Raw genomic sequence first — 21,208 nt, 5'->3', positions numbered from 1 at the left:
TTTTTTACTCGTGTGATTAGCAGTCACATCATAAAGGTAAACGGTTCGGTGTTGATAGCCAACGGTTGGATAGTCAAGTCCCAATTGTTCTCCGTTTGCCAAGTCGTAAATAACTTAGTCAATTGCGGGATACAAATACTTTCGATGTGGTGGCCGGGATCCACAACGCTGAGCCCCGCCGCCAACATGTCCTGCGCCGGGTGGTAGGACACATCCCCCGTCACGTACACGTCGGCGTGCTGGGCCAACGCAGCCGGGTAAAATTCACTGCCACTGCCGCCTAAGATGGCCACCCGGCGCACCGGGGCGTCCGGCGTGTTACTAATTAACCGTAATCCGGCCAGGTGAAAGGCCGTCTGACAGTCCCGTGCAAAGGCACGCACCGTGGTCGGTGTCGGCAGATTACCGATGCGGCCCATCATAATGGCCGACATTGCTTCGCGGCCGTTGCTGGGGACCAAGCCGGTACAGTGCGTTAACCCTAAGGCCGCCGCCAACCAATCGTTCATCCCGCCAGGGGCACTGTCCAGGTTGGTATGTGCGGCGTACACCGTGATGTGATGCGCCAGAATCGTCGCGTACATTTGGTTCTGGGGCACCTGTAAGTCCAGTGTTTTAGCCGGATGGAACATGGCCGGATGGTGGGCAAAGATGAAATCTGCGCCTACCTTGATGGCTTCGGCCACCGTTTCGGGCCGGACGTCTAGCGTTACCAAAATCTTATGGATTGGCGCGTCCAAATCCCCCAGTTGTAACCCCGGGACATCCCAAGGTTCCGCCCAAGATTTCGGGGCAAACTGTTCAAAACGTTCCACAAATTCACGTGCGCGCACGTTGCAAGACCTCCTTGATCTGTGTTAATTCCGCCCTTAACGTGGCGACCTTCGCCGTCGGCACCTGCTTAGCCGCTTGCATCTGCTGTAAGACCGCTTGGGTTCGCTCGGCTTCGTGGGTCCACTTGGCCACGAAAGCGGCGTTGGGGGCCGCCAACAAGAACGGGCCAAACCGTAAGTCATCAGCCGTATAGGTCACCGGCGTAGTCGTTCGGTCAGCCACCAGTACTTCATAGATGTGGCCATCTTCAGCCAAAATCTCTTCGGCTACTAATTTAAAGCCGTGGGTCATCAAGAACTGCCGCACCAAATGGGCGCCCACGTTGGGTTGTAAAATCAGCCGCTGAACACCAGCTAAGCGCGCGTAATCCTGGGTCAGAATCTGGGTGATCAGTGTACCGCCCATCCCCGCAATAACCACGGTATCGATGTGGTCCGTGGCTTCGATAGCTTGCAAGCCGTTGGCTAGACGGGCCGTCAACTGGGCGGTGAAACCTTCGCGCTTTATCTCGTGTTGCGCGTTTTCAAACGGCCCGCGCACTACCTCACCGGCCACGCCGCCAGCAATCAGGCCGCGTTTCAATAGGTTCACGGGCAAGTAAGCGTGGTCGGTCCCAATATCCGCTAACCGACTCCCCTCAGGCACGTATTTGGCAACGGTTGCCAGCCGTTGTGATAAATGGTCTGCATCCATGGTCGTAAACTCCTTCTCTACATTTGTTCAGTCTCCTTTAGTATAAGCTAAACCCTACCGTTTGGGTACCCGTCAAAAAATCCCCCGCCGGTGACAAATCGTCACCGACGAGGGATTCATTTAACGCCAACTAAATTTTAACCTTAGTCATCTTCGTGATGGGACGCGCGCTGCTCGTCATCCGCGTGCCGGGCAATCCCGGAATACGGGTACGGGTAGGTGATCTTCATCACGGCTGGCATCACGATTGGTAACAGGATGACCAGCAAGATAATCCCGATGATGACGGCTAACGCGATTTGAATCAGGGTCATGACCCCGGATGGCATCAGCGCGGCGAAAGTCCCGCTCAAGATAATGCCGGCCGAGATGACCACGGTCCCAATGACCGTTGCCGCCTGTAGCATCTTGTCGCTCGTGGCCCCCGGTTCATGGAGGTATTCCCGGTACTTACGCATCAGGAAGATCGAGTAATCGACCCCAAGTGAGATCAACATGACGAACGTGAAGAACGGTGTGTTCCAAGTCAACATGTCGGTCCCTAGTAATGGCTTGGTAATCCAGTGGACCAGCGTTAAGGCCCCGGAGTAAGCCAGTAACAGGATACCTTCGATGATGATCGGTTGAACCAGCGAACGGGTCACGACCATCAGGGCAATGAAGATGCCGGCTAACATGATGATGACCGTTCGCGTAAAGTCACTCGACGCCATCTGGTTGATGTCGTTGGTCTGTGACGTGTTGCCGCCAAAGGCGACCTTGGCATCGCCCAAACTAGTGCCCTTCAACGAGCCGTTAACCACCTTTTCCAGTTGTGGCAACCGCGCCATGGCGGCCGACGAACTTGGGTCGTCACTTAACACGACCGTCAGCTTAGTCAACTTCTTGTTCGGGGACACGTAAGTCTTCAACGCGGGGGCAAAGGACTTGCCGTGCAACTGCTTCTTTGGAATGTAGAAGGTCTTGGCTGCGGCCGACTTCTGCAAGCCGTCCAGGTAGCTGTTGGCCGACCCCATCCCGGTCGAAACCGTGCTGAGGCCGTTCGTGGCGGTCCCTAAGCCCTTCTTCAAACTGGTCAGTTGTTTACTCATGCTGGCCAATTGCGTGGCCATCGTCTGGTTCCCCGTCGCGACTTGACTCGCCCCGGAAACCAGTTGACTGGTACTGGAAGCCAATTCGTTGGTCCCCGAAGCCAGCGCCGTGGCACCAGTGACCAATTGTGGCATCCGGCCATTGATGGTGTTCATGGCTGAAGACAACTGGCTCGTGGCACTCGAGAGTTGACTAGATTGAGAGCTAGCCGACTGTAGCGCCGTCGCGGCTCCCGGTAGGACAACGTTAGCCTTCTGTGCCAGCGTGGCCACCGCAGTTTGTAACGTACTGGTCGATCTTTGCAAGCTCTGGAGTTCACTAGCGACGCTTTGATCGGCGTTGCCGATTGCCGTGGCGTCACTGCCAATCTTCGCTAAAGAACTGCTTAAGGCCGACGACAATTGTTGTTGCGCCTGCGTTTGCTTAGCGAGGACACTCGCCATGACTTGCTTCTGAGCAGCCGACAACGGTACGCCTGCCGCTTCAAAGGCCGCGTTGACCTGACTGGACGAGACGGACGACACGTTACCGACCGACTGCTTGATGTTCTGCAGTTGGGTCGCAATGTCCTTGGTCTGCGTGCCAATGGTACTCAACGAATTGGTGACACCACTGGTGCTCGTCGAACTACCAGCGACCTGGTTGTTTAATTGCTGAATGGCCGAATTCAATTGCGGTAAGGCACTTTCCAATTGGGCCAATTGGGCAGCTTGTTGCCCCCCGGAAGCCGAGGAGACTTGGGTGTTCAATTGGTTCAACCCGGACGTGACTTGGCTAATCCCGCTTTGTAACGTCTTGGTCCCAGAGCTCAAGCTCTGCGCCCCAGACGACAAGCTTTGCGACCCACTATTCAGCTTTTGGGCGCCATTGCTAACTTCTTTGGACCCGGACGCTAATTTATTAGCGCTGCTGACGGCTCCCGAAACGTCTTGACTCGCTAACTGCTTATGGGCTGATTTGAGGCCCTTGTTGATCTTATTGACCCCGTTTTGCGCCTTGACCAATCCGGATGTGACGGTACTCATCTGGTTACGGACGTAGAGCTTCTTAATAGCTTTACCCCCCGGCTGAGTGGCCGACGCCACGGTCTTGACCCCGTCGCTTTGTTGCAACTGCTTAGTCAAGCGGTCGATCAACATTAATGATTTTTCGTTATCAAGCTTGTGTTTGCTTTGAATATAAATCGTGGTCGGTTCAGCTGTTCCCTTGGAGAAGTGTTGCTGAACGACCTTGAACCCTTGCTTGGCCGGCACGTTATCGCCAATTTCGACCAAGTTATCGTAGTCCAAATCGCCGTGTGACGTTAAGGCCAGCGGAATGAAGATGATACCAACTAGGATCAACGTAATCACGGGGCGAATCATGGAATGCCGCGCCATGGTGTGCCACAGCTTGCTATCCCCTTCACCCTGGAATTTCTTGACCGGCCAGAACATCTTCGGCCCACAGACCGCCATGAAGAACGGGTTTAAGGTCAGCAGAACAGCCAGTAAGACCACGACCCCAACGGCAATGCCGACGGCGGAACGGTACAGCGAGAAGTTCGCAAAGCTCAGGACACTCATCCCAATCAAAACGGACACGCCGGAGTACAGGACCGTACGACCCCCGATGCGGATAGCTTGCTTAGTCGCCGAATACCTGTCCGTTCCGCGGGCGAGTCGCTCGCGAAACTCGTTATACAGTAGAATGTTGTAGTCGGTCCCAATCCCGAAGAGTACGATCACGATAAAGACTTCCGTGAAGTTCGAGAATGGGAAGTTGAAACGGTCGACTAAGTTCGCCACCACTGAGATAGACGTAATGACCGAAACACCCACTGTCAGTAATGAGAACAGTGGCGTAATCGGTGACTTAAAGACCAGCCACAAGACTAAGAAAATGAAGACGGCAGCAATGATCTCGGTCTTCTGAATCCCCGCTTGGGTGGCATCCGAGAAGTCTTGGTTCAAGACATCGGCCCCCGTCACGTAGGTGGTGACGCCCGACGTTTTCGCCAAGTTCGTGATTTCCGAGCGAATCTTGGTGATGGAATGCTTCGATGTCTGGTGCACGTTCAGTTGCAAAAGTTGCGTGCTCTTATCTTTCGAGACTAACTGATCAGCAGCGGTCGAACTATCGCTCGCCGCCGTAATCGCACGAATCTGATACTTTTGTTTGTGGTTTTTGATTCGCTTGATTGTCTGGTCAATCTTGTCGTTTTGCGAACTGGTTAACGCCGAGTTCCCATTATTGAAGACCACCACGATTGCGGTCGTCCCCCGTTGCGAACGCCCCCACTTCTTTTGCATGTTCGTGGCCCGCGTACTTTGATAGTTGCTGGGGACTGTGATTTGCCCTTTGTCGGCAACTAATTTGCTCATGTTGGGAATCGTGATGACGGCTAGTAAGACGATAACCAGCCAGCCAATCATGTTCCATAAATAACGCTTGTTCATCCAACGCACAGCGTTCGTGACCTCCTTTTATAACTTAACTTAATTAACGTTGTTCTTTATTTGAACGGCTTAACCATTCAGTCCAATCCAATTGCAAAGCGGCTGACCCTTCCGTGGGCAGGACCGCGCCAATGGTCAAGGTGGCTAATTGCTGGCGATACTGCTTTTCCGCTTGGTCAAAGACCGCTAAAACGTTCGCCACCGGCTGACGATCTTGAAAATTCTTGAGGTGAAAGGCGCGCACCATTTCATGTTCGTGGTCCAGACCAAATACCTTGTCGACCAACCCCGTATTCTTCACGAACGGCACCGAACTCTCAATCGCATCAAACACGTCTAACAACGTAATCTGTTGCGGATCCCGGGCCAAAACAATGCCACCATCGCGCCCCGACACGGTCTTGACTAGGTCCGCCTTGGCCAATTTTTGGACGATTTTTTTCAAATAACTCGTGGAGATGCCTAACCGTTCAGCGACCAATTGGCTATGTAGCGGAATCTTTCGGTCCTGAATCCCCAACAACGCCACGATACACAGTGCCTGCTCCAAACTTGGCTTGGCTTTCATCAACTTCTCCCTCCCTTTTATTAAGGTTCTTTTAAACGAGATACATTATATCCCCTTTAAGGTAAAATTCAAGACTTTTTACTCGTTAAATCACTATGGGGGCACTTAGTCGTTAATGTAAACGGTTTCAATTAGAGGTAACGCCATACTTTCGCCACCCCTAACTTATCCACAGCATAGCCCCATCGACTCCTTTTAGCCACAAAAAAAGCCCGGAAAAATCCGGACTTTTTAACCCCCTTAAGGGTAAATTCAACTTTATTCTAAGAAATCTTTTAATTGTTTGCTCCGGGATGGGTGCCGTAACTTCCGCAACGCCTTGGCTTCAATTTGCCGAATCCGTTCCCGGGTAACCCCGAAGACCTTACCGACTTCTTCCAGCGTCCGGGTCCGCCCGTCATCCAGGCCGAACCGGAGCCGCAAAACGTTTTCTTCCCGGTCAGTTAAAGTATCCAGCACGCTTTCGAGTTGTTCCTTGAGCAATTCGTAAGCCGCGTGGTCTGCCGGACTCGTCGCGTCTTGGTCCTCGATAAAGTCACCCAGATGCGAGTCGTCTTCTTCACCGATTGGAGTTTCCAACGAAACAGGTTCTTGGGCAATCTTCAAGATTTCCCGGACCTTTTCGGTCGGCATATCCATTTCAGCTCCAATTTCTTCTGGCGTTGGTTCCCGCCCAAGATCTTGGAGTAACTGCCGTTGAATCCGAATCAACTTGTTGATGGTTTCAACCATGTGCACTGGAATCCGAATGGTCCGTGCTTGGTCAGCAATGGCCCGCGTAATCGCCTGCCGAATCCACCAAGTAGCGTACGTCGAGAACTTGAACCCTTTACGGTAGTCGAATTTTTCGACGGCCTTCATTAGACCCATGTTCCCTTCTTGAATCAGGTCTAGGAATTGCATCCCCCGACCGACGTAACGCTTGGCGATAGAAACCACTAACCGTAAGTTGGCTTCAGCCAGTTCTTGTTTGGCTTCCTCTTCGCCCTTTTCGATTCGTAATGCCAAGGCAACTTCTTGGTCCGCCGTCAACAGACTGACCCGGCCGATTTCCTTCAGGTACATCCGTACAGGGTCGTTGATCTTGACCCCGGTCGTCGTGGAGGCCGCCTTCAATTCCTTCTTGGTAACGGCTTTTTGAGCTTTAACGGCCCGTGGGTCAGGTTCACCCTTTGCATCGACCACGCTAATACCCGCATCGGAGATCGTCTCTAATAACTTATCCATCTGCTTGGCATCCAGCGCGTATGGTGACGCCACCTGATCAGTGAGTTCATCGTACGTAATGTGCCCGGCCTTTTTCGTATTTTTGATTAAAGCCCGCACCGTTTTGTTGTATGCCTTTTGATCAAACATTGGTTGATCCGTGGTCTTTTTTGCCATTAAAATACCCCCTAGACTAAACTTGCTTGTTTGCCTGTCGTTGTTGTTCCAACCGGACAATCTCAATGACGAGCTGTCGCTGTTGGTCGGCATCACCTAACCGGGACGCCTCCGTTAACGCTTGCTTCTTATGCCGAATCTGCGCGTCGAGCGGTGCCTCATCCATAATCACCTTCAAATAGTCCTCAATCTCGCGCGGGGTCACCGCCGCTAACGAGATGGTCGACTCCAACTCGATCACGAGTTGTTGCAGGCGCTCTTCTTGAATGAAATCCGTGAACTGGGCGCTTTGATACGTTTCGTGAGTCTGAAAATAGCCCTGGGCCAGGGTGTAGATCACTTGATAATCGTCGTGCACAAAACTAAAGTCGGCCACCTGCGCGACCCGCGCCCAAACGTTACGGTCGTGCAGTAACCAATAGAGCAACTGGCGTTCCGCCCGTTCCAAGCGTGTTAACGGCGCGCGTTGCTGATGGACAGTCACGGCCGGATCATTTGCTGCCGGACGTGGCCGCGCTGGTGTGGGTCGTTGCCGTTCTCGCGTAGCTGCCGTAGTCTGCCGAACCTGCTTGAGTTGCGCCACGAGTGCTGATTGGTCGAGATTGAACTCATTAGCTAATTGCTTCAGATAAAGGTCTAATTCCACCGGTTCATGGACCTGCGCCAATAGTGGCATCACGTCGTTCAAATAGGCTAAGCGTTCGCTGTCAGTCTCTAACGCCCGATTCTGCCGCAAATACCGTAACTGAAAACGAATCGGTGTTTCCTTCGCACTTTGCATCACCTGCTGAAACGCCTCATCACCGTGCGCACGCCGATACTCGTCCGGATCTTGCCCCTGCGGTAGTTGAATCACATTAATCTTCATCTTGCTGTGAGCTTGTAGTAACCCGATTGCCCGTTGCGTCGCGCGTTGTCCCGGTTCATCTCCATCATAACAGATATCGATCTGGTCTGTCGTTCGTTCAAGCGCATAAATCTGCTCGGTCGTAAGGCTAGTACCCATCGAGGCAATCCCGTTTGGGACCCCTGCTTGGGTCGCCGAGATCACGTCCATGTAACCTTCAAACAAAATAACTTCACCCCGTTGGCGAATCGCCGAGCGGGCTAAATCAAAATTGAACAACAACCGACTTTTGGTAAATAACGCCGTTTCTGGACTGTTTAAATACTTGGGCTGGTCATCACTTTTCTTCAGCACCCGACCGGAGAAAGCTGCCACGTGACCACTGGCGTTCCGTAACGGAAACATCACCCGTTCGGTGAATCGGTCCCGTAACTCGCCCGCCGTGTTCTCAATGAACAACCCACTTTGCCGCAATAATTGATAATCTGCTTGCCGCTGCTCAAAGAAGGGCTTCAACAATCGCTGGTCGGGGGCAAACCCCAACTGGTACTGCTTGATGGTCGCATCGGTCAACCCCCGCTGGTGCAGATAATCCAGGGCGGGTTGCCCCATCTCGGTATTGACCAAGATATGATGGTAGAGTTTAGCCGCCTGTTCGTGCAAGTCGATCAGTTGGCTGGTCTTCGAATCGACCGCGGGGGCGTCCGCCTCCGTGCGGTAATCCGTCGCCAAATCCACGTGGCTAAAATCTGCGACCTTCACGACTGCCTCGCGGAAACTAACATGTTCCAACTCCATTAAGAATTTAAAGACGTTGCCACCCCGACCGCAACTAAAACAATGAAAAATCTGTTTGCCTTCCGATACGGAAAAGGACGGGGTCCGCTCTTCGTGAAAGGGACATAAACCAAACAAATTCTTACCCGATTTTTTTAACTGAACGTATTGGCCCACGACATCGGCAATGTTAGTCGCAGTCCGAACTGTTTCAATCACATCTTCCGGAATTTTCGCCATCATGAGCCCCCTTCCGGTTCTATCCACTCACGCTAGCCTTGAAAAGTCGCACCCCGGGAACCCGAAAAGTGCGACTCTTTGATTGGAATTCGTGCGTAGAAATACATAATATATAATACCACGAAGCTCCGATTTGTCCAAGTAAAACCACTCGGTCGCGACCCAAATATAAATTCGGTCTTCACAACCTTTGCGGCTTTCCATCATAAAACTTTTTGTCAATTCTGCAAGCAATTGGCTTAGTCATGAGCCGTCAACCAGTGATCCAACACGTCAATGAACGCCTCGTGTTGATCGAGCAACGCCAAATGGCGGCTGTTGGCAAACAAGTGCCACTTGGCGCCCGGAATGTGGTCGTAGACGGATTTGGCAATCAAGGGCGTACACAGATCGTCGGTCCCACTGGTAACCAGGACCGGCACGTGAATCTGATGGAGTTGGTCGGTCACGTCAAAATCACTGATAGTTCCGTTTTCCGTAAACTCGTTAGGTCCTTCGGCAATTCGACTCGCTCGTTGGCCATTCGTCGCCCGGCGCATCGGTTCCGGCGAGTTTTCATCGGGTGCGTCCCAACAGTACCGTTCCATATACCGTGCATTAGCGGCTTGATATTTTGGCCCCGAAAAGTCGCCGGTTCGTTCCGCCACGGCAATCGCCTCTTGGTCCTCATAACTTAGATAGGTGAGCAGACGATGTTGTTCTTGAGTCCACAGTTTAATGGACGCCGGCGATCCGTCGATCATCACGCTCTTGACGCCAGCCTGGCTGTAATTGGTCAAATAAAGCATCTCTAGCATCCCACCCCAGGACTGCCCTAACATGTGGATTTGGTCCAGATGTAAATAGCGACGCAGCGCCACTAACTCTTCGGCCCAAGTCTCCTTAACGTAAACGCCCTCATCTTCGGGAAGCGACGACTTACCACAGCCTACCTGGTCATACATGATCAATTGCCGGCCCGTGGCCGCATAATCGTCAAGCAATTCAAAGTAGTTGTGTGACGACCCCGGACCCCCGTGAATCAGCAATAGCGGCGCCTGTCCCGGTGTGCCTTGACCCACGATGCGGTAATACGTTTTAAACCCGTGAAACGGCATGTAACCTTCTTGAACTTCCATCAAAATCCCCTCTTCTAACCGCGTAATCCTCGCAGCCCTTATTATTTTTTAACTTATTTTTAATCATTTCATAATTTTGTGGAAAATGCAAGGACGTGAGGCCCCCCGCTCAACCAACGTCCCAATTACTATCGTGCCGGGGAGCTGACATCGGCCTTGAACCACTGGGGGTTAGTTTTTTAGGTTAAAGTAATTTGTTTAATTCCTGGTTTAATTATCAAAAAAGAGTCAGCCCCGTTAGTCGCTAAACTAACGGGGCTGACTCCGATAAATTCAAATTTAAGACTGGCCCTTACTTGACGACCAATTGATCCAGGTCACCTAATTGTAAAGCCAAGTTCGCCAAGCGACTCAGTTCGGCCAGACGGTTGTTCCGGACGGCCTCATCGTCGACCATGACCATCGTGGCGTCAAAGTAAGCCGCAATGGCTGGTTGCACGGCAACTAACGCCGCGTACAGGGTCGCTAAGCCCTTTGGTGCGGCCGCAGCAACGGCGTCAACACCTTGGTGGAGCTGACTTTCACTGTCATTTTCGAACTTGTCAGCGTCGATTGTGACGTTGGCGATGTCCTTAGGGGCCTTTTGAGCTAAGCGAATGACCCGCGTCAACGATTCAATGACGGCCTTGAAGTTCTCGTCAGCCGCATGAGCCGTCAAGATATCCGCCGCCGTGAAGAGCTCGGTGATATCACTACTCGTGCCGCCTAAAACGGCGTCGATGATGTCGTGACGGACCTTTGCGCCGCGGAAAATCTTGCGGACCCGATCCTTCAAGAAATCAACCAACGCGTCGATTTGACCAGCTTGGTCCAACTCAGGCGCCACGTTAGCCGCTTGTTCGGCCGCGATGAAGGCCGTCGCCAACTCATTGACTGGTAACGACCATTTCTGGTCGGTCGCGATCCGCACGATTCCCGTGGCTTGTCGCCGCAAAGCGTACGGGTCGTTGGACCCACTCGGAATCATCCCCGCCGCAAAGAAGGTCAGGATACTGTCGAACTTGTCAGCTAATGCCAAAACGGCACCCGGTACAGACGTTGGTAGCGCACCATCAGCCGAAATCGGTTCGTAGTGTTCCCGAATGGCCTGAGCAACTGCCGGATCTTCACCCTGGAGCAGGGCGTACTTTTCACCCATGACCCCTTGGAGTTCGGCAAACTCACCGACCATCCCGGTCACCAGGTCAAATTTGTAGATTTGGCTAGCCCGCACGACGGCCTTAGTTTGGGTGGCGTCTAAGTTTAACCGGTCGGCTAAAACAGTCACGATGGCTTCGACCCGTTGCATCTTTTCGGCCATGGTACTGATCTTATCGTGGAAGCTGACACTCTTCAAGCGTTCAACGTCATCGGCAATGGTCTTGTTCTGGTCTTCCTTGTAGAAGAACATCGCGTCTTCCAGCCGCGCCGCCAAAACCTTTTCGTTTCCGGCAATCACGTTTTGGAGATCGTGGTCGGTCCCGTTACGCACGGAGATGAAGTTCGGCAACAACTTACCGGCTTGGTCCCGAGCGTAGAAGAAGCGCTGGTGGTCCCACATTGAGGTAATCAGGACTTCTTCGGGGATCGTCAAGTACTTCTGGTCGAAGCTCCCGGCAAAGGCGGTCGGCCATTCGACTAAGTTGTTGACCTCTTCCAATAGGCCGGCATCGATGTCGACCGTCCAGTTGTGGTCCGTCGCTAGTTGCTTGATCTGTTCAGCAATCAAGGCCTTGCGCTTCGCGGCGTCCGCAATCACGTACTCGTCGTGCAAGGCACTTTCGTAGTCGGCCGCGGTCTTTAACGAGATGGCCTGGCCTAGGAACCGGTGGCCTTGGGTGACCCGGTCGGTGGTCACGTCTAAGATGCTAAACGGAATCACGTCTTGGTCCAACAAGGCGACTAACCAGCGAATCGGCCGGATGTACTCGAAGTGGTGGGTGCCCCACTTCATCATGGTCGGGAAGGTCATGGCCATCACGATGTCACGTAAGCCCGTTAAGACTTCAGCCACCGGTTGACCGGCGATGAACTTATCGACGTAGACGTACTCAGTGCCCTTGAATTCTTTGAACACGATGTCGTCCGGCGTCAGGCCCTGACCTTTAGTGAAGCCAATTGCTGGCTTGGTCCAGTTGCCGTCGGCGTCCTGGGCGATCTTCTTGGCCGGCCCTTTGACCGATTCACTGATGTCATCTTGCTTATCCGCTAACCCGGTGATTTCTAACGCTAAGCGCCGAGGCGTGGAGAACGGTTGGATGGCGTCATAGCTGACCCGTTCATCCTTCAGGTAATCGGCAACGCGCTTCTGAAGTTGCCGCACGGCCGGCGTGACCACGTGGGCGGGCATTTCTTCTAACCCAATTTCTAATAAAAATGTGTGTGCCATTAGTTTGCCTCCTCAGAATCTGCCAATAACTTTGCCCGTAATTTCTCGTCTTTGACCAACGGGAACCCGCGCTTCTTACGTTCCGCCACGAAGGCCTTGGCAATGGCCCGCGCCATCCGCCGAATCCGGGAGAGGTAACCGGCGCGTTCGGTCACAGAGACCGCGCCACGCGCATCTAATAGGTTGAAGGTGTGGCTGCACTTCAGCACATAATCGTAGGCCGGGTGCACCAGACCGTTAGCAATCTGCTTCTTGGCTTCGGCTTCGTATTCGTCGAAGTGCCGCGACAGCATGTCCTGATTGCTTTCTTCAAAACTGTACTTAGAGTGTTCGTATTCGGGTTCCTTGAAGATGTCACCGTACTTGACGCCGTCGCCCCATTCCAAATCAAAGACGGAATTCACGTCTTGGATGTAGGATGCGAGCCGTTCCAACCCGTAGGTTACTTCGGAAGTCACGGGATCCACGGTCTGACCACCGACGACCTGGAAATAGGTGAACTGGGTGACTTCCATCCCGTCCAACCAGACTTCCCAACCGACACCGGCACAACCCATGGACGGGTTCTCCCAGTTATCTTCGACGAAGCGAATGTCGTGTTCTAATGGGTCGATGCCCAGTTCTTTCAGGCTACCTAAATAGAGGTCCTGAATGTTATCCGGTGAGGGCTTCATCACCACTTGGAATTGGTGGTGTTGGTACAACCGGTTCGGGTTCTCCCCGTACCGCCCGTCAGCGGGCCGCCGAGATGGTTCAACGTAAGCGGCGTTCCACGGTTCTGGTCCGATGGCCCGTAAGAAGGTGTACGGACTCATGGTTCCGGCCCCTTTTTCGGTATCGTAAGCCTGCATCAGCATGCAGCCCTGAGCGGACCAATACTGCTGTAACTTTAAAATAATCGCTTGCATGGACAGTTTTTCTGTCATGGCTACTGTTCCTCCTTATTGATCTAAATAAGCACACAAAAAAGTCCCCGCGCGAATCTACACTAAAGAGATTCACGTAGGGACGACTTAATTTCGCGGTTCCACCCTACTTCTAGTCGCTAGCGACTAGCAGCTTACTTGGTAAACGACTCCGAATGTGCCAACGTTTCAAAATCTCGCTTCGGCTTACACCGTCCCGAAGTCGCTAACTCGTAGATCTTGACACTTTTCATTCATCATGGTCGACTTATTTAACTGTGACTAATCATAAGCGTCTGTTGCGCGCTTGTCAATCGTCTTCATCGTGAGCTGGCGGCGTTTTCAGCCGGGGCGCCCAGTCTTGCATCTGGTCCAAGAAACGCTTACTGCGCGGGTGGACCCCAATCTGACTGGCATAGATTTCATCCATCAATTGTCGCAGAGCGTGTTCGGTACTGGGTTTGACCTTGATGTGGTGGACCCGGTCCAAATCGAGAATCGAGAATTGCCGCAGGTAGTAAATGGTCCGCGGCCCCAGGTGTAAGCGCCGGGGATCAGCCGACCAGTGTTGCTGACACAGGAGTCCCCCGTAACTTTCCGAGTAGTCAAACGGCAAATCCGTGCGTCCGCAGATGGCGCACCCCTGCAATTGCGGGGCGACCCCAAAGGCGGGCATCAACTGAATCTCGATGACGTTGGTCACGATGGCTGGGTTCTGCCCTTCGTCAATCAGTTCCAAGGCCCGGTAGACTCGGTGATACCAGTCGGGGAGCGGTTGACTATCTGGAAAAGCGATGTCGACCAGGCTCATGATGTAAGTCGCGTAGGCGTTCTTGAAGATGTCAGCCCCAATGCCTTGAAACTGAGTGGTCTCGCGGGCCGTGCGGATATAGGACAATCCTTGGTCGGGAATGTCGCCGACGTAACTCCCCACGGTAAATGGCAGAATGTCAGCCGTCATTTTAAACCCCCGTTTCTTGGCGCCGCGGATTAAAAATATCTTTTTACCAAACTCCAGCGTAAAAAACTTGATTAAAAAGTCGCGTTCAGCATAATCGCGGCGGTACAGAAGGATGCCGTGAAAGTCGGTCACGTGTTGTGCCATGGTCATCCCCCCTAATCGTTAAATATCGCTCTTGCGGTACCCGTAAGATTTCAGCAGGCTGGACTTATCCCGCCAGCCGGGTTGGACCTTGACGAAGAGCTTCAAGTAGACCGGACTGCCTAAGAGGTGTTCGATATCTTGCCGGGCCAGCGTCCCGATTTTTTTGAGCATACTGCCGCCCTTACCAATCATGATGCCCTTTTGGGTCGGCCGCTCCACCACGATGGTGGCATCGATACGGACCCGGTCATCATCCTGGGTCCGCATCCGTTCGACTTCCACGGCCACAGAATGGGGGACTTCTTCGCGGGTCAACATGAAGATCTTCTCGCGAATCAGTTCACTGACCACGAAACGTTCCGGGTGGTCCGTCAATTGGTCATCAGGATAGTACTGTGGCCCGTGAGGCATCTGATCCACTAAGTCTCCCAGAAACTCATCGACGTTGTTGCCTTCGAGCGCCGAAATCGGGTAGACGGCCTGCCACGGCAAGGCCTTCTTATATTGGTCCATGACCTTCAACAAGTCGTCGGGGTGAATCTGGTCGATCTTGTTGATCAACAAATAGACCGGTGCCTTGGCATTCTTCAAGCGGTCGATAATAAAATTATCCCCCGCACCCCGCTTTTCGGCGGCGTTGATCATGAACAAAATGGCATCGACTTCGTTCAACGCAGACAAGGCTGACTTGACCATGTAATCGCCCAATTCGGTCTTGGGTTTATGCACCCCTGGTGTGTCGATAAAAACGATTTGGGCGTCATCAGTGGTGTAGATCCCTTGAATCTTGTTCCGGGTGGTCTGGGCCGTGTTCGACATAATGGCGATCTTTTGACCAATCACCCGGTTTAAAAACGTCGATTTCCCCACGTTTGGGCGGCCCACGATGGCCACGAACCCGGATTTGTAATTTGGATTATCCATTGCTATTTCTCCTTAAAACCAGCGGGCAAGCGCCGGCAACATGACTAAACAACCAACCACTAGGGCAAACAGAGCCGCGAGTAGCACCCCGCCGGCGGCCACGTCCTTGGCTCGCTTTGCTAAATCGGCGTAAGTCTTGCCTACGATTAGGTCCACGACTGCTTCCACGATGGTATTGAGCGTTTCGGCGGTCAACACCAAAAAAATGGCCAGCGTCAGCCACAACCACTCATTGACGGTCAAACGCAAGATGATGCCAACGAGGACGGCGAGGCCCCCCACCAAAAGGTGTTTGCGAAAGTTCCGCTCCAGATGATAGAGCACGTGCAACCCTTCGAGGGCGTGACCCAGCGACTGCCAAAAGTTATGATTTTTCCCCGTTTGCCGGGTCGGTTTACCGTTTGAGGCCATAGGCATCCAAGATATCGGCCTGCAATTTGAACATGACCTTTTCGTCTTCTGGTTTCATATGGTCATACCCGTTCAAGTGCAGGAAACCGTGGACCACTAAAAAGCCCAGTTCCCGCTCGTTCGAGTGGCCCAAATAGTCGGCTTGTTCACTGACCTTATCTACGGACACGAAGATATCACCGATGTTTTCGGGAATCTCGGCCGCAAGTTCCGGGTCCATCACCAGGGGAAAGTCCGTGTCGGCATCCTCCGCGTCTTCAATGGCAAAACTGATGACGTCAGTCGCCCGGTCCACCCCACGATACTGCTTGTTGATGCGGTGAATATCTTCATTGTTCATCAAAGTCACCGACATTTCGGTGTTATCGGCTAGCTTGAGGTAGTTCCCCGCAAACTGCAAGACGTCGCGAATCAAGGTCAAGTATTGGTCGGAAACCCCGGCCTGGGTCTTATCGTAAATCTCTAAATCCATTATTTGTTAGCTCCATTTGGTTTAGTTTCGTGTTGCTCGTACGCGTTGATGATGCTGGCCACGACGGGGTGCCGGACCACGTCATCGGCACTGAAGGTCACAAAGGAGATGTGGCCCACGTTTTGCAGGATTCCCTGGGCCTGGACCAGTCCCGACCGGGTGTTGTGCGGCAAGTCAATCTGGGAAATATCCCCATTGACGATCATTTTGGAGCCAAAGCCCAACCGGGTCAAAAACATCTTCATTTGCGCGTTCGTTGTATTTTGGGCTTCGTCTAAAATCACGAAGGCCGACTCTAAAGTCCGGCCTCGCATGTAAGCCAGCGGCGCGATTTCAATCACGCCCCGGTCCATCAACCGGGTGGTGTGTTCGGCGCCTAAGATGGCATACAACGCGTCATAGATGGGCCGTAAGTAGGGGTCCACCTTTTCCTTCAAATCTCCGGGTAGAAAGCCTAAACTTTCGCCGGCTTCCACGGCGGGCCGCGTCAAAATGATCTTTTCCACGTCCCCTTTTTTCAACGCGGAAATGGCCATGACGACGGCCAAATAAGTTTTCCCCGTCCCGGCCGGGCCAATCCCAAAGGTGATGTCGTTATGCTTGATGGCGTCGATATACTGGCGCTGACCAAAGTTCTTCACCCGCACGGGCCGTCCTTTGGCATCGTGAATCAGCGTTTCCGTATAGAGGTCTTGGAAGTAAGTTAACGTCCCGCGTTCGGCCATCTTCATGGCGCTGACCACATCGGCACTGTTCAGCTGAATCCCCTTGGCCAGTAAAGCACTCATATTGCGTAGAATGCTTAATGTCTGGTCAACCGCGGTGGCGTCACCCGCAACTTTGATTGAATTGCCAAAGGGACGAATGGTGACACTGAGCCCTTCTTCCAGTAAAGTTACAAATTGATCTTGGGCCCCTAACAAAGCCGGTTCATCGGCCGGGTGCGCCAAGATATATTCTTTTTCAATCATCGCGTTTTCAGTCAAATACGGTTGCTCCTTTATTTTGCCAAATTAAGTCTACTGATACTTGAATTTTAGCATACCACTCAGGATAGTAAAAGGATTGGCCGTTAAAATCCCCTGGGCACGCCAGTTTCTGGGGCAATGGTGCTTGAAAAACGCCCTCGCCACCGAAAAAAGCCCCCACGAAGAAGGTTCCCCGTAGTGGCTTGAACGTTACTTATTCAATTGGGCTTTGACCGTTTGGTTGACCACGTTACCGTCAGCCTTGCCCTTCACTTGCGGCATCACGGCGCCCATGACCTTGCCGAAGTCGCTCATGTTGCTAGCGCCGACCTTGGCGATACTATCGGCCACGATCTTTTCAATTTCGTCAGCACCCAATTGCTTTGGGGCGTATTTTTCAACGATCTTGATTTCGGCTTGGACTCCAGCGACCAGGTCGTCGCGGTTACCCTTTTGGAATTCGTCCAAGGACTCTTTTCGTTGTTTCAATTCCCGGGAGACCACCGTTAATTCTTCATCGGCACTCAAGTCGTGACCCTGCTTGATCTTTTCGTTGGTCAACGCGGCTTTCATCATCCGGACCACGTTTAAGGTCAACTTATCGTGGGCCTTCATGGCCGTCTTTAAATCGGTGTTCAGTTGGGTTTCTAAACTCATGTTGAATTCCTCCTAAATTTAAGTACTGTCTCAGTTTACTACTTATTCTGAGTTCCGTCAGGTCCAGACGCACGCCGCTTGCGTTTTTCTCGTGAGCTCAGTACGCTAGAAGTAATCTCCGATTTTAGAAAGGACTGGTGTTTCATGCGTGCCATTGGTTACACGCAACATTTACCCATAGATGATTCTCATAGTCTAATAGATTTTGAGATGCAACGACCCGACCCCACCGGCCACGACCTATTGGTCCAAGTTCAAGCGGTGTCCGCCAATCCCGTTGATCTCGCCGTTCGTCGCAACACCGAGCCGTTAGACCCCCAAGCACCTAAAGTTATCGGCTTTGACGCTTACGGCACCGTCACAGCGGTGGGCAATGCCGTGACCCTCTTTCACCCGGGCGATGTGGTCTTCTACGCTGGATCGTTTAAACGGCCCGGCAGCTACAGCGAGTTTCAACTCGTCGATGAACGGCTCGTTGGTCACGCCCCCACTAAGCTTACCCCGGCGCAAAGTGCGGCCATGCCATTGACCGCCTTGACCGCCTGGGAAGCGCTATTCGAGCAACTGGGCATCGACCCGCACGCCGACAACCACGGCAAAACCATCCTGGTCATCAACGGCGCTGGGGGCGTCGGTTCCGTGGCGACCCAACTGGCCCACTGGGCAGGATTGACCGTTATCGCGACGGCTTCCCGTGACGAAACGATTGCCTGGACGCGCGACCACGGGAGCGACTTTGTCGTCAACCACCGCCAGGACCTAGTGCCTCAGGTCCACGACTTAGGCGACCAGGTCGTCGACTACATTTTAGAGCTTAGCAACTTGAATCAGCACTGGCCCGAAATCGTCGATTTGATCAAACCCAGTGGCCATATCGTGTCCATCACTGGCAGCGACACCCCCATCGACTTACGGGCGTTAAAGAACAAGCGGGCCACCTTTGCTTGGGAATGGATGTTCGGCCTACTTCGAAACGCCAGACATGGGCAGCCAGCACCAAATCCTAGAACAGATTCGCGCCCTATTAGACACGGGCACGTTGGTCTCCACGCTGACTAAGACGCTGCAACCGATCAACGCCCAAAATGTGATGGCCGCCCACCGGCTATTGAATAACCACCACATGCGCGGCAAGCTAGTCATTCAAAATTAGGTCAGAAAAAAATCCTTGATGCCGAGACATCAAGGATTTTTTATTAGAAACGACGCTTCTTAGCTTTACGCTTCCGCGCTGCTTCTGACTTTAACTTTTTCTTCACACTTGGTTTTTCGTAAAATTCACGCTTACGGTATTCTTGTAAAGTACCGCTACGGGAAACCGTACGTTTGAAGCGCCGAAGAGCGTCGTCAAAAGACTCGTTTTTGCGAACGACTGTCTTTGCCATTTGAAATTCCCTCCCTCCGAGCACAAGTAATGACGCCGGTTAGAATTCTTCTACCAGCGTTACGGTTCTTAACCATTATACATAATCAACCAAACCGCGTCAATAATCCAACTCAATTAATTTGAACCGTTTCCGGGCAACGAGTACACTAAAGGAAACTAACCAGAGGAGGCCCCATTATGGCGCCTATTACTATCTTTATTATCTCCGATTCGTCGGGAGAAACTGCCCTGACCGTGGCCCAAACGGCCGTCTCTCAATTTCCGGCCGTCCACGCGACCTATCAACGGTTTCCGTTCATCCAAACCGATTCCATCCTAGGTGGTATCCTATCCTTAGCCAAGAAACAACACGCCATGCTGTTCCACACCTTGGTGAACCGTAAACTCAGTGACCACGTGAGTCAATTCGCCGAAGACAATCAGTTGCAACACTTCGACTGTATCCAACCGGCCATGAAAATCGTGGCCTCCGCGACGGACTTACAACCCGAGGGCGTCCCCGGCTTGGTCCACAACCTGACCAGCACCTACTTCGACCGCATCGCCGCCATGGAATTTGCGGTCGCCTACGATGATGGTAAGGATCCAACTGGCTTGTTAAAAGCCGACATTGTGATTCTAGGTGTTTCCCGAACATCAAAGACCCCACTATCTTTGTTCTTGGCTAACCGGAACTTACGGGTGGCTAACCTGCCGCTCTCGCCTAAGACCCAATTGCCAGAAGAACTTTGGCAGGTCGACCCGAAACGCATCTTCGGGCTGACCAACCAACCCGATATTCTGCGGCGGATTCGGCGTGAACGGATGATTTCCTACGGGCTCCCCGCGGATGGCGCCTATTCTGATACCCAAAAAATCAGCGAGGAACTGGCCTACGCTAAAAAACTCTACCAAAAAATCGGGTGTTTAGTGATCGACGTGTCCAACAAGTCCATTGAAGAAACGGCCACGCTGATTATGGAGAGTTTGGACTACGACCAGCGGCCGCATCCCCTCGGCGATTAAGTTTAAGCCTATTCCCATCTGAAAGATAAAAGCGAGTGCCCCAAACTGGGGTGCTCGCTTTTTAATCTCTCTAATTTTTAGCGGTCCAAATAAGCCGTAAACGGCCGCTGATCCAAGGCATCGGCTTCCAAATCGGGATTGAAGCGCTGTGCCTTTAACATCGCCACTTCATACCCGTGGGGGTCGGCACCGGTCTTGCGGTCCGGCCCCACTGGTGGGGTCTCCATGATTTTCGGCACCGCCGCTAATTGGGGGTGATGGGCGACGGCGTTTAAGACCGTGAAACCCAACGTCCCGAACCCAATATTGGTGTGGCGGTCCTTATGACTGCCCTGCGGATTCTTCGAGTCGTTCAGATGAACCACCTTGAGCCGGTCTAAGCCCACGACTTGGTCGAACTCCGCCAGGACACCGTCAAAGTCGCTGGCGATGGCGTAACCGGCATCGCTCGTATGGCAAGTGTCAAAACAAACCGATAGCCGGTCGTTGGTCGGCGTTTGGTCGATGATACTGGCCAATTCTTCAAAGGTCCGACCCACTTCGGTCCCCTTGCCCGCCATGGTCTCTAAGGCAATCTGGACGGGTTCGTCGGCCGTCTCCCGAAGAATCTGGTCGAGGCCCTGGGCAATTTGGGCAATCGCCGCTGGGGCACCGGCCCCAACGTGTGCGCCCGGATGCAAGACGATTTGTCGTGCCCCAATCGCGGCTGCCCGGTGGATCTCCGCCGTCAAGAATTCCACGGCAAAGGCAAAGTTTTGCGGCTTTTTGGTGTTACCCAGGTTGACCACGTAAGGAGCGTGGACCACCACCGCGCGTTGGTCATGAGCTGCCATAAAAGCTTTGCCGGCTGGTCCGTTAAGCTTCTCAATGGCCTTACGGCGCGTGTTTTGCGGGGCCCCTGTGTAGACCATAAAGACGTTCTCACCGTTTTTTGCGGCGAGTTGCGCCGAGCCCAATAACATGGCGTCGCCCTTCATACTGACGTGCGAGCCAATCAAGAATTCTGTGTCTGCCAT

At 52.9% G+C, this 21,208-nt stretch carries 18 protein-coding genes and 1 pseudogene; 2 read left to right on the top strand and 17 right to left on the bottom strand.

Annotated features, from left to right (window positions below; genetic code table 11):
* Positions 1 to 23: 23 nt before the first annotated feature.
* The 15 genes from H3M12_RS08905 to H3M12_RS08835 form a co-directional block, all read right to left on the bottom strand.
* On the bottom strand, positions 24 to 833 hold the full coding sequence (locus H3M12_RS08905; protein WP_182150639.1) for a Nif3-like dinuclear metal center hexameric protein: 810 nt from the start codon (positions 831 to 833) through the stop codon (positions 24 to 26).
* Entirely contained in the window at positions 820 to 1,527 is a 708-nt protein-coding gene (locus tag H3M12_RS08900) for a tRNA (adenine(22)-N(1))-methyltransferase (protein ID WP_129031483.1), read from the bottom strand. The genes H3M12_RS08905 and H3M12_RS08900 overlap by 14 nt, the downstream gene beginning before the upstream one ends.
* Positions 1,528 to 1,670: 143 nt before the next feature.
* Positions 1,671 to 5,057: an MMPL family transporter gene (locus tag H3M12_RS08895; protein ID WP_233449237.1), complete on the bottom strand. Its 3,387-nt coding sequence runs from the start codon at positions 5,055 to 5,057 to the stop codon at positions 1,671 to 1,673.
* A 43-nt stretch (positions 5,058 to 5,100) separates the two neighbouring features.
* On the bottom strand, positions 5,101 to 5,625 hold the full coding sequence (locus tag H3M12_RS08890) for an RrF2 family transcriptional regulator (RefSeq protein ID WP_129031485.1): 525 nt from the start codon (positions 5,623 to 5,625) through the stop codon (positions 5,101 to 5,103).
* Positions 5,626 to 5,883: 258 nt separating this feature from the next.
* Positions 5,884 to 7,014: an RNA polymerase sigma factor RpoD gene (gene rpoD, locus H3M12_RS08885; protein WP_404820002.1), complete on the bottom strand. Its 1,131-nt coding sequence runs from the start codon at positions 7,012 to 7,014 to the stop codon at positions 5,884 to 5,886.
* Positions 7,015 to 7,024: 10 nt separating this feature from the next.
* The gene (gene dnaG / locus H3M12_RS08880; RefSeq protein WP_170954932.1) at positions 7,025 to 8,875 is read right to left on the bottom strand and encodes a DNA primase; all 1,851 of its coding nucleotides are present in this window, start codon (positions 8,873 to 8,875) and stop codon (positions 7,025 to 7,027) included.
* A 236-nt stretch (positions 8,876 to 9,111) separates the two neighbouring features.
* Complete coding sequence (gene pepI, locus H3M12_RS08875; RefSeq protein ID WP_129031487.1) at positions 9,112 to 9,990, bottom strand: proline iminopeptidase; 879 nt, start codon at positions 9,988 to 9,990, stop codon at positions 9,112 to 9,114.
* Between the two features lie 292 nt (positions 9,991 to 10,282).
* Positions 10,283 to 12,358, bottom strand: coding sequence for a glycine--tRNA ligase subunit beta (gene glyS / locus H3M12_RS08870; RefSeq protein ID WP_182150637.1), 2,076 nt, complete (start codon positions 12,356 to 12,358; stop codon positions 10,283 to 10,285).
* On the bottom strand, positions 12,358 to 13,284 hold the full coding sequence (glyQ, locus tag H3M12_RS08865; protein WP_129031489.1) for a glycine--tRNA ligase subunit alpha: 927 nt from the start codon (positions 13,282 to 13,284) through the stop codon (positions 12,358 to 12,360). The genes glyS and glyQ overlap by 1 nt, the downstream gene beginning before the upstream one ends.
* A 289-nt stretch (positions 13,285 to 13,573) precedes the next feature.
* Positions 13,574 to 14,368 carry a DNA repair protein RecO gene (recO, locus tag H3M12_RS08860; RefSeq protein WP_129031490.1) on the bottom strand — a complete coding sequence of 265 codons (795 nt, stop codon included), beginning with the start codon at positions 14,366 to 14,368 and terminating at the stop codon, positions 13,574 to 13,576.
* A gap of 18 nt (positions 14,369 to 14,386) precedes the next feature.
* Positions 14,387 to 15,292 carry a GTPase Era gene (era, locus tag H3M12_RS08855; protein WP_129031491.1) on the bottom strand — a complete coding sequence of 302 codons (906 nt, stop codon included), beginning with the start codon at positions 15,290 to 15,292 and terminating at the stop codon, positions 14,387 to 14,389.
* A gap of 12 nt (positions 15,293 to 15,304) precedes the next feature.
* Entirely contained in the window at positions 15,305 to 15,709 is a 405-nt protein-coding gene (locus H3M12_RS08850; RefSeq protein WP_129031492.1) for a diacylglycerol kinase family protein, read from the bottom strand.
* Positions 15,687 to 16,175 carry an rRNA maturation RNase YbeY gene (gene ybeY, locus H3M12_RS08845; protein WP_129031493.1) on the bottom strand — a complete coding sequence of 163 codons (489 nt, stop codon included), beginning with the start codon at positions 16,173 to 16,175 and terminating at the stop codon, positions 15,687 to 15,689. Before ybeY ends, H3M12_RS08850 begins: the two co-directional genes overlap by 23 nt.
* Positions 16,175 to 17,146: a PhoH family protein gene (locus H3M12_RS08840; protein WP_170954935.1), complete on the bottom strand. Its 972-nt coding sequence runs from the start codon at positions 17,144 to 17,146 to the stop codon at positions 16,175 to 16,177. Before H3M12_RS08840 ends, ybeY begins: the two co-directional genes overlap by 1 nt.
* A gap of 207 nt (positions 17,147 to 17,353) precedes the next feature.
* A complete protein-coding gene (locus H3M12_RS08835; RefSeq protein ID WP_129031495.1) occupies positions 17,354 to 17,800 on the bottom strand; it encodes a GatB/YqeY domain-containing protein in 447 nt (148 codons plus the stop codon).
* 144 nt (positions 17,801 to 17,944) lie between these two features.
* Here H3M12_RS08835 and H3M12_RS08830 point away from each other — a divergent pair.
* Positions 17,945 to 18,953: pseudogene (locus H3M12_RS08830) on the top strand (zinc-binding alcohol dehydrogenase family protein).
* A gap of 43 nt (positions 18,954 to 18,996) precedes the next feature.
* Here the strand turns inward: H3M12_RS08830 and rpsU are convergent.
* Entirely contained in the window at positions 18,997 to 19,185 is a 189-nt protein-coding gene (gene rpsU, locus H3M12_RS08825; RefSeq protein WP_024746218.1) for a 30S ribosomal protein S21, read from the bottom strand.
* A gap of 179 nt (positions 19,186 to 19,364) precedes the next feature.
* On the opposite strand from rpsU, the gene H3M12_RS08820 reads away from it, so the two are divergent.
* Positions 19,365 to 20,192, top strand: coding sequence for a pyruvate, water dikinase regulatory protein (locus tag H3M12_RS08820; RefSeq protein ID WP_129031497.1), 828 nt, complete (start codon positions 19,365 to 19,367; stop codon positions 20,190 to 20,192).
* A 77-nt stretch (positions 20,193 to 20,269) separates the two neighbouring features.
* On the opposite strand, the gene H3M12_RS08815 is transcribed toward H3M12_RS08820, so the two are convergent.
* Positions 20,270 to 21,208 carry a deoxyribonuclease IV gene (locus H3M12_RS08815; protein ID WP_129031498.1) on the bottom strand — a complete coding sequence of 313 codons (939 nt, stop codon included), beginning with the start codon at positions 21,206 to 21,208 and terminating at the stop codon, positions 20,270 to 20,272.

The sequence above is a fragment of the Levilactobacillus suantsaii genome, assembly GCF_014069315.1.
GTDB classification, from domain to species: Bacteria; Bacillota; Bacilli; order Lactobacillales; family Lactobacillaceae; genus Levilactobacillus; species Levilactobacillus suantsaii.
Note: the sequence above shows the minus strand (reverse complement) of the source record. Positions and strands in the feature narration are given on the sequence as shown.

What these genes read in the sequence shown, in the direction of transcription:
- H3M12_RS08820 (WP_129031497.1), top strand. Translation starts at nt 19,365, where the DNA reads ATGGCGCCTATTACTATCTTTATTATCTCCGATTCGTCGGGAGAAACT.
- dnaG (WP_170954932.1), bottom strand. Translation starts at nt 8,875, where the DNA reads ATGATGGCGAAAATTCCGGAAGATGTGATTGAAACAGTTCGGACTGCG.
- recO (WP_129031490.1), bottom strand. Translation starts at nt 14,368, where the DNA reads ATGGCACAACACGTGACCGACTTTCACGGCATCCTTCTGTACCGCCGC.
- pepI (WP_129031487.1), bottom strand. Translation starts at nt 9,990, where the DNA reads ATGGAAGTTCAAGAAGGTTACATGCCGTTTCACGGGTTTAAAACGTAT.
- glyQ (WP_129031489.1), bottom strand. Translation starts at nt 13,284, where the DNA reads ATGACAGAAAAACTGTCCATGCAAGCGATTATTTTAAAGTTACAGCAG.
- era (WP_129031491.1), bottom strand. Translation starts at nt 15,292, where the DNA reads ATGGATAATCCAAATTACAAATCCGGGTTCGTGGCCATCGTGGGCCGC.
- rpsU (WP_024746218.1), bottom strand. Translation starts at nt 19,185, where the DNA reads ATGGCAAAGACAGTCGTTCGCAAAAACGAGTCTTTTGACGACGCTCTT.
- glyS (WP_182150637.1), bottom strand. Translation starts at nt 12,358, where the DNA reads ATGGCACACACATTTTTATTAGAAATTGGGTTAGAAGAAATGCCCGCC.
- H3M12_RS08835 (WP_129031495.1), bottom strand. Translation starts at nt 17,800, where the DNA reads ATGAGTTTAGAAACCCAACTGAACACCGATTTAAAGACGGCCATGAAG.
- H3M12_RS08850 (WP_129031492.1), bottom strand. Translation starts at nt 15,709, where the DNA reads ATGCCTATGGCCTCAAACGGTAAACCGACCCGGCAAACGGGGAAAAAT.
- H3M12_RS08890 (WP_129031485.1), bottom strand. Translation starts at nt 5,625, where the DNA reads ATGAAAGCCAAGCCAAGTTTGGAGCAGGCACTGTGTATCGTGGCGTTG.
- H3M12_RS08900 (WP_129031483.1), bottom strand. Translation starts at nt 1,527, where the DNA reads ATGGATGCAGACCATTTATCACAACGGCTGGCAACCGTTGCCAAATAC.
- ybeY (WP_129031493.1), bottom strand. Translation starts at nt 16,175, where the DNA reads ATGGATTTAGAGATTTACGATAAGACCCAGGCCGGGGTTTCCGACCAA.
- H3M12_RS08895 (WP_233449237.1), bottom strand. Translation starts at nt 5,057, where the DNA reads ATGAACAAGCGTTATTTATGGAACATGATTGGCTGGCTGGTTATCGTC.
- H3M12_RS08840 (WP_170954935.1), bottom strand. Translation starts at nt 17,146, where the DNA reads ATGATTGAAAAAGAATATATCTTGGCGCACCCGGCCGATGAACCGGCT.
- H3M12_RS08815 (WP_129031498.1), bottom strand. Translation starts at nt 21,208, where the DNA reads ATGGCAGACACAGAATTCTTGATTGGCTCGCACGTCAGTATGAAGGGC.